Consider the following 13,924-nt stretch of genomic DNA (forward strand, 5'->3'; position numbering starts at 1 on the left):
ATGGCGTCCGCGGCGCAGCGGCGCCGCGGAAAGCAGCCTACTTCAGATGCTGCGCCAGGTGCTTGTTCATCTCGAACATCGAGACCTTGTCCTTGCCGCCGAAGATGGGCTTCAGCTTGGCGTCGGCGATGATCTCGCGCTTGTTCTGGGGGTTCTGAAGATTGTTCTTCTTGATGTAGTCCCAGATCTTCGAAACGGTCTCGCCGCGGGACAGTTGCCCGGACCCGACCACAGCCGCCAGTTCCGACGAGGGCGTCAGCGGCTTCTGCAGGGCGTTCGTGTTCTTTCCAGTGGCCATGGGCTCCCCCAGCTAAGAGTTCCGCGCCAGCCCGGGCGCCCGGGGACGCCGGACTGAGTCGCTTGCGAGTATCCTAACGCGACGTACGCTTCGCGCCACAGGAGAAGCAAAGCGCCTTTCCCTAGGGGCGGGTGGAGCCTGTGGACGCCTCCGGAGCGCGGAACACGTCGCGCTCAACGGTGCGATGCGCCACGGGCGAGCGCTGGATGTCGTCGTCACCCGCGGCGGCCTCCACCATGTCGTACTCCGCATGGGTCGCCGCTTCACTGACGGCGCGGGGCGCGTTCCCGCGGCTCGCCCGAGCGCGTTGACTTCCCGGGCGTCCACCTCCTCAACTGCCCGCAAAAGAGAACACCGGGAGGAGACGAGATGGCGGGATGGAACCTGGCCGAGGTGTGGGAAGCGATCGCCCGGTCCCAGCCCGACCGGCCGGCCTTGATCCAGGGCGAACGGGTCGTGACCTGGGCGCAGATGGATGCCCGCGCCGACGCGCTGGCCGCCCGCCTGATCGCCAAGGGGCTTGGCCGGCAGGCCAAGGTCGCCGCCTACCTGTTCAACGCGCCAGAGTACCTGGAGGCCTATTTCGCCGCCTTCAAGGCCGGCCTCGCCCCCGTCAACACCAACTACCGCTATGGGGCCGAGGAGCTCTTCTACCTGTTCGACAACGCCGACGCCGAGGCCGTGGTCTTCCACGCGGGCTTCGCCGAGACCCTGGAGCCCCTCCGCGACCGGCTCACGAAGGTGAAGGCCTGGATCGCCGTCGCCGAGCCGGGGCATGCCGTCCCCGCGTGGGCCGAGGACTACGAGGTCATCGTCGCTCAGGCGCCTGCGAACCGGCCCGTCCGCGCGCCCTGGGGTGTCTCGGGCGACGACCTGCTGCTGCTCTACACCGGCGGCACCACCGGCATGCCCAAGGGGGTCATGTGGCGCCAGGACGACCTCTTCAACGTGCTGGGCGCCGGGGGCAATGCGGCCCTGGGCATCCCCCCCGTGACCTCGATCCAGGAACTCGTCGAGCGCATCCAGGGCCCCGAACACCTGCGACCGGTCTCCATCGTCGCCGCGCCGCTGATGCACGGCACCGGCCAGTTCTCGGCCTTCATCGCCTTCAACGTGGGCGGGACGGTCTGCGCCCTGCCCTCGCGCAAGTTCGACGCCGTCGAGCTGTGGAACGAGGTCGAGCGGCTGCGGGCCACCAACGTCGTCCTCGTGGGCCTGGCCTTCTCCACGCCAATGCTGGAGGCGCTCGAGGCCAACCCCGGCCGCTGGGACCTGACCTGCGTGCGAGGGCTCAGCTCGTCGGGTTCGATGTGGAGCCAGGAGAACAAGCGCGGCCTGCTGCGCCACATGCCGGGGGCCGTGATCGCCGACAGCTTCGGCTCGTCGGAAGCGGTCGGCCTGGGCGCCTCGGCCTCGGCCGCGGGCCAGGAGGCCCAGACCGCCGCCTTCATGCTGGGGCCGAACACCGCCGTCTTCACCGAGGACGGCCGCCGCGTGGTCCCGGGCTCGGGCGAGCGCGGCCTGGTTGCCGTCAGCGGCTTCGTGCCGCTGGGCTACTACAAGGACCCCGAAAAGACAGCCAAGACCTTCAAGGTCATCGAGGGGCTGCGCTGGAGCATTCCCGGCGACTGGGCCGAGGTGAACACCGACGGCACGCTGAAGCTGCTGGGCCGCGGCTCGGTCTGCATCAACACCGGCGGCGAGAAGGTCTTCCCCGAGGAGGTCGAAGAGGCGCTCAAGACCCACGCCGGCGTCCGCGACGCCGTGGTGGTGGGCGTGCCCGACCCGCGCTTCGGCGAGCGGATCTGCGCCGTGGTCGAGCCCGAAGCGGGCGCGCAGCTCACCCTGCCGGAGCTGTCCGACCATGTGCACGGCCAGCTCGCCGGCTACAAGGCCCCGCGCGAGCTGGTGCTGGTCGAGACCATCGGCCGCGCGCCCAACGGCAAGGTCGACTACAAGGCCATCAAGGAACGCGCGCTCTCGGCCCTGGGAACGCCGGCCTAGCGGGGGCGCGGCTCCTTCGACAGCCGGGTCATCAGGAGCGCCGCGCGCATGGCCTGGACGTCCAGGCTCTTCAGGTCCGCCGTCTCGCCAGGGGCGTGCGAGCCCTCGCCCGCCACCCCCAGCCCCACCAGGCCGTCGACGAAGGCGACGAAGGAGATGTCGCCGGCCCCGCGGCTGGCCGGGTCGCCCTGGGGCATCTCGGGCAGGTCCAGCGTGCGGTTCACCGCGTTCAGCCGGGCGAGAAGCGCCTTGTTGCCCTCGGTGGGCGCCATGGGCGGATAGCCGCTCTCGTCGAAGCTCAGCGTCGCCTCGGTCTTGGGCAGGTGGCGGGCGACGATGGCCTGCATCCTGGCCCGAACGCGGGCCTCCTGCTCGTTCGACAGCGTGCGGATGTCGCCCACCGCGATGGCCTCGGCGGGGATGATGTTGGACTTGCCGGTCGCCTGCCCGCCCGTCTCGCCGTCATTGATCGAGGCGCTCGCCCCGCCCAGCAGCAGGCCCACGTTGTAGGTCAGGTTCGGCTCGGGCAGTTCGCGCCGGAATTCGTCGAGGATGCGGGTCAGCTCATAGACCGCGCCGCAGCCCGGCCCTTCCATGCACACGCCGGACGAATGGCCCGAAGCCGCCCGGGCCTTCAGGGTCCAGCTGTTGGCCGAGCGCCGGGCGATGGCGCCGATGTCCCGCCCGGCGGCGTCCCGCGACAGCCCCTCGAAGTCCAGCGCCACGTCGCTGGCCTTGCCCGCCGCGATCAGGTCCCCGCGGCTGACGGACAGCGGGGTCCCCGCGCTCTCCTCGTCGCCGGTCAGCACGACGACGATGTCGGCGTCCTTCAGCGTCCCGGCGGCCTGCATGGCGCGGAGCGCGGCCACGATCACCACCATGCCGCCCTTGTCGTCGCCGACGCCCGGCCCCTCGGCGACCTCGCCGTCCCGCTTCCAGCCCTGGAAGGGACTGTCGGGCTCGAACACCGTGTCGAGATGACCGATCAGCAGCATCCGCTTGCCGCGCCCGTTCCCCTTGTGCTCGGCGATCAGGTGGCCAGCGCGACCGGCCCTTTCCATCGAGACCCAGCGGACGGAAAAGCCCAACGGCTCGAGCTCGGCCCGCATCATGCGGCCCACCTGCTCGACGCCTTGGAAGTTCATGGTGCCGGAGTTCACCTTCACGAGGTTCTCCAGCAGCTTCACGTTGCGCTCGTGCTCGGCCCGGACGGTCGCCACCATCCGCTTCTCGGCGAGATCGCGCGGCGCGGCCCAGGCCTGACCGGGGGCATGGCCGGCTGCAAGGGCGAACAGAAGCGCGCCTGCGGCGGCGCTGCGGAAGGGACTCATGTGCGAAGCTCCGGGACTCAGCCCGGCTGACTACGCAGGCTCCGGACGAATTCCACAAGGGCCGAGCGGGAGACGCCGCGCGGCAGGTCGGCGTAGGCCTTGAGCAGTTCCAGCGCGCCGGGCTCGGCTAGCAGGGTCGCCACCTCGTCGACGGCGCTGGAGGTGGGCGAAGCCTCGCCGAACATCTCGGCCACCGGCACGTTCAGGGTCTTGGCGATGCGGGTGAGCATCGAGGCGCTGACGCGGTTCGCGCCGCGCTCGTACTTCTGGATCTGCTGGAACGTCACGCCCGCGGCCTCCGCCAGGGCCTGTTGCGACAGGCCCTTCAGCTTGCGCAGCAGCCGGATACGTGCGCCCACCGCCACGTCCACGGGATCGGGAACCGCATCGGGTTTGCTGGCCATTGGCGCTCCGAAAGTCCTTGCGAGTCCGCTCTAACGCGCCCGGCTGGCCTGATCGTCCGTCGGCGGCGCCCAGTCCTCCTGGGAGGCGGGCCGGTCGGAGATGCAGTAGCAGGCCTCGGCGATGACGATGCCGACGGCGCGCCGCAGCGCGCCAACGGCGGGCGTCGCGCGTTCGAGCGCGATCAGCTCCTCTTCATACGGCGCGAGCAGCTCAACCAGGTTCTGGGCCAGTCTCCTGGCGTGCTCCGGATCGTGACTCATCGCGCCCCCTGTGCGGGCACCCTGAGGATTCGGCGCTGCGAATGCAAGCAGCCCCCGGTGGTGGCCGGGGGCCGCACACGTTGCGAGACGGGAATGGTCAGTTCGCGGCGATCCCGCGGAATGCGGCGAGAGCCTGTCCTGTGACCTGGTCCATGTTGCAGTAGCGGTAGGTGACGAGGCGTCCGACGAAGTGGACGTCGGGGTATCGAGGGCGAGGGCCTCGTCGGGGTGGTTGATGACCGCCACGGGCTGGGCCCATTCCCGGTCCAGGGTTTCGTGGCGGAACCTCAGGCTGCGGTAGGGCAGCTTGCCGAAGCGGTGGTCGAAGTATTCGTCGATGGGGCCGGTGAAGACCAGCCGCTCGAAGACCGCCTCGTCGCGCACGTCCTCGAACTCCACGCCGAGCTCCAGGGAAAGCCGCGGCTGGTCCAGCATGTTCTCGAAAATCGCGGTGTAGCCCTGGGCCGGCATGGCCTGGAACCGGTCGGTGAAGTAGCGGTCGTCGGTGTCGGTGCGGGTGGGCGCCCGCCTTGGTCCAGTCGGGCTCTTCCCAGAAGATCACCTTCCTGCCCCCCGCGCGAAGCGGGTCATCAGGTGCTGGGGCCGCTGGAAGACGAAATCCCATCGCAGATGGGAGACGCAGATCAGGGGCTCTCGACCCTTGGAATACAGTCCGGCGTGGGATGGAAACGGCGCTGACGGAACCCAAGGCGTTTTCAAGGGCGCATTCCTTTGACCTGGAGTCACACGAAGCCCCGAGACTACACTCCAGACGTCAGAAATGGTTCCGCTTCGTTTCTGATTTCAGAAACAGGTTTTCATTAATCAACGTATATATTGGACGATCAATTTAAGAACGACTTAAGTCTGAAAGCCGACTTTCAACCAATCGTCTTCTTTGGCCTGTTGGACGCCCTGCGGCCGGAACCATAGGCGGGCCGGGTCTCCCACCTCAGCGCGTCGGCGACGATGCGATCCAGCGACGAACACTGAGGCGTCCAGCCCAGCAGCTCGCGGGCCCGCGAAACGTCGGCCACCAGGCTGGGGGGGTCGCCCGCCCGACGGGCGCCGATGCTGTGGGGCACTGGCGCGCCGATCGCCCGGCCCACGGCGTCCACGACCTCGCGCACCGAGCGGCCCTGCCCCGTGCCGACGTTCACCGCCTCGAAGACGCCGGCGGGCAGTTCCACCTCGAGGGCGGCCACGTGGGCGGCGGCGAGGTCGTTCACGTGGATGTAGTCGCGAAGGCAGGTGCCGTCGGGGGTGTCGAAGTCGTCGCCGAACACGGTCAGCGGCTTGCCCGCGCCGAGACCGGCGGCGATGGCCAGCGGGATCAGGTGGGTCTCGGGCTCATGGGCCTCGCCGATCAGGCCCGACGGATCGGCGCCGGCGGCGTTGAAGTAGCGCAGCGCCACCGCCGTCAGCCCATAGGCCCGGCACTGGGCCCCGATCATCCATTCACAGGCGAGCTTGGTGTCGCCGTAGGGGCTGGCCGGCGTCTTGGCGGCCGCCTCCGGGATGGTCTCGAGCCCGCCCCGGCCGCCCTGTCCGTAGACCGCCGCGCTGGACGAGAACACCAGCCGGCCCACGCCGCGCTCGCGCATGGCGGTGATCAGGCTGACCGTGCCGCCGACGTTGATCTCCCAAAAGAGGTCGGGCTCGGCCACCGAGCGGCCCACCTCGATCAGACCCGCGAAGTGGATCACCGCCTTGACGCCGTGCTCCGCCAGGGCCTCGGAGAGCGCCCGCGTGTCGCGGATGTCGCCGTGCACGAAGGCGCCCCAGCGCACAGCCTCGCGGAAGCCGGAGCTGAGGCTGTCGAACACCACCGGGAAGAAGCCCCGTTCGCTCAACGCCTTGGCCGTGTGCGCACCGATGTAGCCGGCCCCGCCCGTCACCAGGACGGCGGGCTTCGATCCCCGATCCATGGCCGCGATCATTCACCGCCCGCGCCGCCAGTTCCAGCGCCCGCCGCGGCTTCTGGAACGAATTCGCCCAACGGCGGCTTAAAGCCGGCGGTTGTGACGGGAAAGCCAGGTTGATGCGGAACCTCGAACCGTGGGGCGGTCACGAGTGCGCCGTGAACCGGGCAGGCTCCGCCTTCCACGACCAGACCGTCCTTTCCAGCCACCACGACCGCCCGAAGACCTGGACCGGTTCGCCGCCCTCCACGGCCTCTGGAATCCCCACGGTGGGCTTCACCTGGTGCTCGCTCACCGACCAGGTCGACTGGGACGTGGGCTTGCGCGAACAGAACAACCGGGTGCATCCCGTAGGCCTGTACGACCTGAACCGCGAGATCCGGCCCGTGGGGCTCTCCTACAAGCAGCTCATCCAGGACTGGCGTGAGGTGCTGCCCACCCAAAGCATCTGCCTGACCGCGCCCGTCGCGCCGCCCGGCGAATACGGCGAGCCCGTGGCCGAGCGCCGGCGGAGCGACGCCCGCCACCTGCGCGACGCCGAGCTCAGCGGCGAGACGGGCTAGGATCGCCATGGGAGACATGCCGCAGATCGGCGGAGCGCCGGTCGTCACGCTCAAGGCCGACGCGCCGCCGGGCAGGTCCGGCTTCGTGGAGGCGACCATCCTGCCCGGCCGCGGCATGATGCTGCTGCAGGCCAGGGTCCGACGGCCTCCGGGCGACATCCTCGACGCGCTCTTCGCCCCTCCGGTCGAGGAGGCCGCGCGGCGCCTGGACGGCGGTCCGGACGACTTCGCCGGCAACCAGGCCTTCCTGTTCGGCGGCGCGATCCTGGCCCCGTTCGCCAACCGCATCCGCGGGCGGCCCCTGCGCGAGACGCGCGAGATCGAGGCGCACGTCGACGGCCGCCGGGTCCGCCTCCCCCGCAACTGGGGCGGCAAGGCGCCCGGCGCCGAGGAATACGCCATGCACGGCCTGATCCTCGACGCCGCCGTACCCTTCGAGCAGCCCGGGCCCGAACGGGTCACCGGCCGTCTCGAAGCCGGCGACTTCGGCGGCCGCTGGCCCTCGCAGACGGAACTGGCTTTCGACTGGCGGCTGAACGACGGCGCGCTCTCGCTGCGGATCGAGGCCGTCAACGTCGGCGCCGAGGTCCTGCCCATGGGGATCGGCTGGCACCCCTATTTCGCCCTGCCCAGCGGCGACCGCCGGCAGGCGCGGCTGCGCCTGGCCGCCGCCCTCCGGGCCGAGGTCAACGACTATGACGAGGTGCTGCCCACCGGGCGCCTGCAACGGACCCGGGGCTCGGTCTACGACTTCGGCGGCGAGACCGGCGCGGCCCTGGGCGATCTCCACATCGACGACTGCTTCACCGGCCTGCGCCGCGAGGGCGGACGGGCGAGCGTCGAGGTGCATGATCCGGCAGGCGGACTGGGCTTCCGGATCGACACGCCCAGCCCCGCGGTGAAGGCCGTGCAGGTCTTCGCGCCGCCGGACCGGCCCTTCGTCGCGCTGGAGCCCCAGTTCAACCTCGCCGACCCTTTCGGCGAGGTCTGGCCCGCGGAGGTGGACACCGGCATGGCGCGCCTGCCGCCGGGCGGGCGAACGTCCTATGAGGTGCGGCTATGCGCCTTGGCCGTCGGAACCTGATCGCGCCCGTCGCCATTACAGGGCGGCATGAGCCATGCACAGAAGAGTGATCCGGATAAATCCACCTGCGAAGTCATAGACTTCGGCGAAGCTCTTATCGACGCCTGTCCCGCGGGCGAGCGCGAAGAGCTCATGACCGAGGCGAAGATCCTGGCGCAGGCCTTCGCCTCGGATGCGGGCGGAGAGGTCCTGGAGGAGATGGCCGAGGCCCTGTCGACAGGGGGCCGTGACGCCGAGATGGACCGCGTTCATGCGCGCAAGCTGGCCGCCGCCCTCCGTCGCCTGGCCAGGGAGGCCCGGTGACTATTCCGCGGCCGCCGATTCCCGGCTGCGCTTGCGCCGGCGGGGGCCGTCCAGCAGCTTGCGGAGCATCGAGGCCATGACCGCGGTCTCGTAGGGCTTGTCCAGCAGCGGGAACTCCGCGCCGTCCAGGACCTGGCTTTCGCCCACGAACCCCGAGGTCAGGAGCACCTTGAGCCCGGGCCTAAGCTCGCGGGCGGTGCGCGCCAGGCTGACCCCGCTGACGCCGCCCGGCATGACCACGTCGGTGAAGAGGAGGTCGATGGCCGCGTCCGACTGGATGACTTCCAGCGCCTCGGCGGCGTTGGTGGCGGAGGTCACCCGGTAGCCGAGGCCGGTCAGCACATCGAGGGTGAGCGCCAGGACCGTGGCGTCGTCCTCCACCAGCAGGATACGCTCCTTGCCGCCGACCGCCGCGCTCGGGCGCTCCACGGCGCGCGCCTGGGCCCGTCCCCGGCTGGCCGGCAGGAGCAGGCGGAAGGCCGTGCCCGCCCCGGGCTCGCTCTCCACATGCACCTCGCCGTCCGATTGGCGCACGAAGCCGTAGACCTGCGAGAGGCCCAGCCCCGACCCCTTGCCCACCTCCTTGGTGGTGAAGAAGGGCTCGAACACCCGCTCCCGCACCTCGGGACTCATGCCGACGCCGGTGTCGCGGACCTCAATCGAGACGAAGCCCCGCCCCTGTTCCGCCGGCAGACGTCGACTCCGGACCGTCAGCCGCCCGCCCTCGGGCATGGCGTCGCGGGCGTTGACCGCCAGGTTGAGCAGCGCTGTCTCGAGCTGGGTCGGATCGACGTGGGTGTTCAGGGCCTCGCCCTCGAGATCGAGATCGAGAGTGACCGCCTCGCCCACCGCTTGGCGCATGAGGGGTGCGAAGTCGCGGATCAGCGCGTTGACGTCCAGGACCACGGGCGACAGGTGCTGCCGGCGCGAGAAGGCCAGGAGCTGGCGGGTCAGGTCGCGCCCCCGCTCTGCGGCCTGGCGAATGGCGTCGATCCGCCGCGCGCGGCGGGCCTCCTCCTCCTGCCTGCGGGCCAACATGTCGATGTTGCCGAGCACCACCGTCAGGAGGTTGTTGAAATCGTGGGCCACGCCGCCGGTGAGCTGGCCCACGGCCTCCATCTTGCGGGCCTGGGCGAGCTGTTCCTCCAGGCTTCGGCGGTCGGTGGCGTCGAGGATGACGCCGAAGATTTCGCGCGCCTCACCGCTGTCGCTGGGCGCGAGCACGCCCTGGTCGTGCAGGACCCGGTACTGGCCGTCGGCGCAGAGCCAGCGGAATTCGCAGGAGTAGCGGCCGATCTTCACGGCGCGGTCCATCGCCTGGACCACGCGCTCCAGGTCGTCGGGGTGGATGCGGCTGGAGCCGAACTCCGCCTCCTCCACGAAGCGGCTGGCCGGGAAGCCCGTGATATCCACCACCGATTCCGACACGAACTGCGGCGCGTAGGGCGGCTCGACGCTGCGCGAGGTGAAGACGATGGGCAGGGACTTCAGGATCGCTTCCTGGCGCGCCTCGGCCCGGCGCAGCGCCCGGACCGTCTGCTCCTTCTCGGCCTTCACCCGCGTATGCTCGTCCAGCAGCCACTGCTTGTAGGCCGACTGGCGGTTGGCCTCCTGGGTCTTGAGGTAGAGGTCCACGAAGACCTTGGTCTTGGCCTTCAGGATGAAGGGGTCCACCGGCTTGAAGACCACGTCCACCGCTCCGGCCGAGTAGGCCTGGAAGATGTGTGCCTCGTCCCGGAAGATGGCCGTCAGGAAGACGATCGGGGTGTCGGCCGTCCGCTTGCGCGACCGGATCAACTCGGCCGTCTCGTAGCCGTCCATGCCCGGCATGTGCAGGTCGAGCAGGATCAGCGCGAACTCCTCTGTGAGCAGGCGCTTCAGCGCCTCCTCGCCCGAGCGGGCCACCACCAGCTCATGGCCGAGCTCCTCCAGCGCCTGCACGGCGGCGAACGCGTTCCGCTCGTCGTCGTCGACGACTAGAATGCGGGCCTTGAGCGGCGCGTCGAGATCGGGCGGAGCCGAGGGCTCCGCCTGCCACGGGCGTCCCGAACTGCCGGCGCGGACGGCCTGGGTCACATCAACTCGCCTGCGGCAGGAGGGGCGCGACGGTGTCGCTGGCCAGCTTCAGCGCGTCGGCCCGCTGGATGGAGACCCGCAGCACCGAGATGAGGTGATCGATGTCCACCGGCTTGGACACATAGTCCGAGGCCCCGGCCTGGATGCACTTCTGCCGGTCGCCCTTCATGGCCTTCGCCGTGACGGCCACGATCGGCAGGTCGCCCATGTCCGCCCGGGCGCGGATCTCCCGGATGGTCTCGTAGCCGTCCATGTCCGGCATCATGATATCGACCAGCACCACGTCGACGTCGCCGCCCACGTCGAGGGCCTCCAGCCCGGCCCGGCCGCTCTCGGCGTAGCTCAGCTCGATGCCGTACTCCTCCAGCGCCGAGGCCAGCGAGAAGATGTTGCGGATGTCGTCGTCGATCACGAGCACCTTGCGACCGGTAAGCACCGCGTCGTCGTGCTTGCTCTGGATCAGCTTGGCCTTGGCCGGCGGCGGCAGCTTGTCCACCGGGGCGTGCAGCAGCAGGCTCGCCTGGTCGACGAGCTGGTCCTGGGTTCGCGCCAGGCGGGCCAGACCGCCGAAGACCGCCAGGCGCAGGCGACGGTCGTCCTCGGGATCGAGTTCGATCGGCGCATACACCACCACCGGCGTGCAGCGGCCTTCGGCCTGCCGGAGCTGGTCGACGAGCTGCGCCGCCGGGACCGCGCTGCTCTCCACCACCACCGCGTCCGGACGCTCGGCGGGTTGGCGCGCGGCGACGCCGGCGAAGTCCTCGACGATCTCCACCTCGGCGAAGCACTGGCGCAGGGTCTCGGCGGCCTCGCCCTCACCGCCCACCAGGGCGATGCGCCGGTCGGACTTGTCGACGAAGCTCCTCACGCCCTGCAGGGTCGAGACCACAACCTCGCGCTCCACCGGCTTGTGCGTGAACCCGAAGGCTCCCATCGACAGGCCCAGGCCCTTCTGGTCGTCGGCCGAGATGACGTGCACCGGAATGTGCCGGGTCTCGGGCATCCGCTTGAGGAGATCGAGAAGGGCCAGGCCGTCCATGTCCGGCAGGCCGAGGTCGAGCATGATGGCGTCCGGCCCGAAGCGCCGGGCGAGCGACGGCGCTGCTCCGCCCTCGCCCGTGACCACCCCCTTGAAGCCGGCGTCGTGGACGAGGTTGAGCAGGATCGAGGCGAAACGCGGATCGTCCTCGACGATCAGCACCACGGGATCGCCCGCGCTGATGCCGTCCCGATCGTCGGCCACCGCCTCGGTCGGCTCGTCCGAGAAGGACGAGGACAGCATCATCGCCCGCGGGGGCTGGGCCCCGCCGAGCGACCGCGTCGCGGCCGGCGCCTGGGCTGGACTGAAGTTCAGCGGCAGGTAGAGCGTGAAGGTCGAGCCCTTGCCGGGCTTGGACTCAACCTTCAGCTCGCCGCCCAGCAGGCGGGTGATCTCGCGGCTGATCGACAGGCCGAGGCCCGTGCCGCCGTACTTGCGGCTGGTGGTGCCGTCGGCCTGCTGGAAGGCCTCGAAGATGATCCGCTGCTTGTCCTCGGGGATGCCGATGCCGGTGTCCTCGACCTGGAACGCCAGGACCTGGCCGGCCGTGTTGAGGTGGTCGTTCGCCGGGCTCCAGCCGCCGTGCGCCCGGGCGACCTTCAGCTTCACGTGGCCCTTCTCGGTGAACTTGAAGGCGTTCGACAGCAGGTTCTTGATGATCTGCTGCAAGCGCTTGTCGTCGGTGTACATCGAGCGCGGCAGCGCGCCGTCCAGCTCCACCTGGAAGTCCAGCTTCTTGTCGGCGGCGATCTGGGCGAACGTCCGGTCGACCTGGTCCTTGAGGCTGGCGAACGACATCTCGCCGATGTCCAGGGTGACGGTGCCGGACTCGATCTTCGACAGGTCGAGGATGTCGTTGATCAGGCCCAGCAGGTCGGCGCCCGCGTCGTGGATGTTGCGGGCGAACTCCACCTGCTTGTCCGACAGGTTGCCCTGGGCGTTGTCCGCCAGCAGCTTCGAGAGGATCAGCAGCGAATTGAGCGGCGTCCTGAGTTCGTGGCTCATGTTGGCCAGGAACTCCGACTTGTACTTCGACGTCAGGGCGAGCTGCTCGGCCTTCTCCTCCAGAGCCAGCTTGGCCTGCTCGACCTCGCGGTTCTTGGCTTCAACCTGCTGGTTCTGGATCGACAGCAGGTGCGCCTTCTCCTGAAGCTCGGCGTTGGTCTGCTGCAGCTCCTCCTGCTTGGTGCGCAGCAGCTCCTCGGACTGACGGAGCGAGGCGGCCTGCTGCTCCAGCCGGTCGTTGGTCTTCTTCAGTTCCTCCTGCTGGGCCTGGAGCTCGGAGGTCAGGAGCTGCGACTGCTTCAGCAGGCCTTCCGTGCGCATGTTCGCGGCGATGGTGTTCAGCACGATGCCGATGGATTCCATCAGCTGGTCGAGGAAGGCCATCTGGGTCTCGTTGAACTGGCCGAAGGTGGCGAGCTCGATGACCGCCTTCACCTCGCCCTCGAACAGGGCCGGCAGCACGATGATGTTCGCGGGCGCCGCCTCGCCCAGGCCGGAGGAAACCTGCACGTAGTCCTTCGGCACGTTGGTCAGCAGGATCCGCGACTTCTCGTAGGCGCACTGGCCGATCAGGCCTTCGCGGAGCTTGAACTGGTTGGCCAGGCGCTTGCGGTTGTTGAAGGCGTAGGAGGCCGCCAGGTTCAGCACCGTCTGGCCCTCGTCGTCGCGGCCGGTGACGTAGAACACCGCGTGCTGGGCGTTGATCAGCGGGGCCAGTTCCGAGAGCACCAGGTTCGACACCGTCGAGAGGTCGCGCTCGCCCTGCAGCATCCGCGTGAACCGGGCGAGGTTGGTCTTCAGCCAGTCCTGCTCCGTGTTCTTGAGCGTCTGTTCCCGCAGGTTGCGGATCATCTCGTTGATGTTGTTCTTCAGCTCCTCCACCTCGCCCGAGGCCTCGACGGTGATCGAGCGCGTCAGGTCGCCCTTGGTCACGGCGGTGGACACCTCGGCGATGGCGCGCACCTGGGTGGTCAGGTTGGCGGCCAGCTCGTTCACGTTGTCGGTCAGGTCGCGCCACAGGCCGGCGGCGCCGGGCACCCGGGCCTGACCGCCCAACTTGCCTTCGATCCCCACCTCGCGGGCCACGTTGGTCACCTGGTCGGCGAAGGTGGCCAGGGTCTCGATCATGCCGTTGATGGTGTCGGCCAGCGCCGCGATCTCGCCCTTGGCGTCGAGCGTGAGCTTGCGCTTCAGGTCGCCGTTGGCCACCGCGGTCACCACGTCGGCGATGTTGCGTACCTGGCCGGTCAGATTGCCGGCCATCATGTTCACGTTGTCGGTGAGGTCTTTCCAGGTGCCGGCGACGCCCGGAACCTGGGCCTGGCCGCCCAGCTTGCCCTCGGTGCCCACCTCGCGGGCCACCCGGGTCACTTCCGAGGCGAAGGCGTTCAGCTGGTCCACCATGATGTTGATGGTGTTCTTCAGCTCCAGGATCTCGCCGCGCACGTCCACGGTGATCTTCTTGGAAAGGTCGCCGCGCGCCACGGCGGTCGTCACCTCGGCGATATTGCGCACCTGGCCGGTCAGGTTGCCGGCCATGAGGTTCACGTTGTCGGTCAGCTCCTTCCAGGTGCCGGCGACGCCCTTCACCTGGGCCTGGCCGCCCAGCTTGCCCTCGGTGCCCACCTCGCGCG

At 69.5% G+C, this 13,924-nt stretch carries 11 protein-coding genes; 4 read left to right on the forward strand and 7 right to left on the reverse strand.

The features are described from left to right. Window positions 1–37 precede the first annotated feature (37 nt). On the reverse strand, window positions 38–298 hold the full coding sequence (locus ACK4TT_RS04015; RefSeq protein ID WP_409640528.1) for an SWIB/MDM2 domain-containing protein: 261 nt from the start codon (window positions 296–298) through the stop codon (window positions 38–40). Window positions 299–667: 369 nt separating this feature from the next. On the opposite strand from ACK4TT_RS04015, the gene ACK4TT_RS04020 reads away from it, so the two are divergent. Next, on the forward strand, window positions 668–2,302 hold the full coding sequence (locus tag ACK4TT_RS04020; protein ID WP_409640531.1) for an acyl-CoA synthetase: 1,635 nt from the start codon (window positions 668–670) through the stop codon (window positions 2,300–2,302). Here ACK4TT_RS04020 and ACK4TT_RS04025 read toward each other — a convergent pair. The 4 genes from ACK4TT_RS04025 to galE all read right to left on the reverse strand — a co-directional run bounded on the left by ACK4TT_RS04025 (window position 2,299) and on the right by galE (window position 6,226). Then, complete coding sequence (locus ACK4TT_RS04025; protein WP_409640534.1) at window positions 2,299–3,633, reverse strand: M20/M25/M40 family metallo-hydrolase; 1,335 nt, start codon at window positions 3,631–3,633, stop codon at window positions 2,299–2,301. The genes ACK4TT_RS04020 and ACK4TT_RS04025 overlap by 4 nt on opposite strands. Before the next feature lie 17 nt (window positions 3,634–3,650). Further along, on the reverse strand, window positions 3,651–4,037 hold the full coding sequence (locus ACK4TT_RS04030; RefSeq protein ID WP_409640537.1) for a helix-turn-helix domain-containing protein: 387 nt from the start codon (window positions 4,035–4,037) through the stop codon (window positions 3,651–3,653). 30 nt (window positions 4,038–4,067) lie between these two features. After that, window positions 4,068–4,769: a UDP-galactopyranose mutase gene (locus ACK4TT_RS04035; protein ID WP_410212489.1), complete on the reverse strand. Its 702-nt coding sequence runs from the start codon at window positions 4,767–4,769 to the stop codon at window positions 4,068–4,070. A gap of 410 nt (window positions 4,770–5,179) precedes the next feature. Beyond that, window positions 5,180–6,226 carry a UDP-glucose 4-epimerase GalE gene (gene galE, locus ACK4TT_RS04040; RefSeq protein ID WP_410212490.1) on the reverse strand — a complete coding sequence of 349 codons (1,047 nt, stop codon included), beginning with the start codon at window positions 6,224–6,226 and terminating at the stop codon, window positions 5,180–5,182. Window positions 6,227–6,339: 113 nt separating this feature from the next. Here galE and ACK4TT_RS04045 point away from each other — a divergent pair, with 113 nt between their 5' ends. The 3 genes from ACK4TT_RS04045 (at window position 6,340) to ACK4TT_RS04055 (ending at window position 8,170) form a co-directional block, all read left to right on the forward strand. Further along, window positions 6,340–6,783: a hypothetical protein gene (locus ACK4TT_RS04045; RefSeq protein ID WP_409640546.1), complete on the forward strand. Its 444-nt coding sequence runs from the start codon at window positions 6,340–6,342 to the stop codon at window positions 6,781–6,783. A 7-nt stretch (window positions 6,784–6,790) separates the two neighbouring features. After that, entirely contained in the window at window positions 6,791–7,867 is a 1,077-nt protein-coding gene (locus ACK4TT_RS04050) for an aldose 1-epimerase (RefSeq protein ID WP_409640548.1), read from the forward strand. A gap of 132 nt (window positions 7,868–7,999) precedes the next feature. Beyond that, window positions 8,000–8,170: a hypothetical protein gene (locus ACK4TT_RS04055; protein WP_410212491.1), complete on the forward strand. Its 171-nt coding sequence runs from the start codon at window positions 8,000–8,002 to the stop codon at window positions 8,168–8,170. On the opposite strand, the gene ACK4TT_RS04060 is transcribed toward ACK4TT_RS04055, so the two are convergent. Both ACK4TT_RS04060 and ACK4TT_RS04065 read right to left on the reverse strand, forming a co-directional pair. After that, window positions 8,171–10,246 (reverse strand): response regulator, encoded by a 2,076-nt coding sequence (locus ACK4TT_RS04060; RefSeq protein ID WP_409640554.1) that lies wholly within the window; start codon window positions 10,244–10,246, stop codon window positions 8,171–8,173. A gap of 1 nt (window position 10,247) precedes the next feature. Continuing rightward, window positions 10,248–13,924: response regulator (locus ACK4TT_RS04065; protein ID WP_410212492.1), on the reverse strand; the 3,677-nt coding region annotated here is incomplete at its 5' end.

The sequence above is a fragment of the Phenylobacterium sp. genome (assembly GCF_046463815.1).
Lineage (GTDB): Bacteria > Pseudomonadota > Alphaproteobacteria > Caulobacterales > Caulobacteraceae > Phenylobacterium.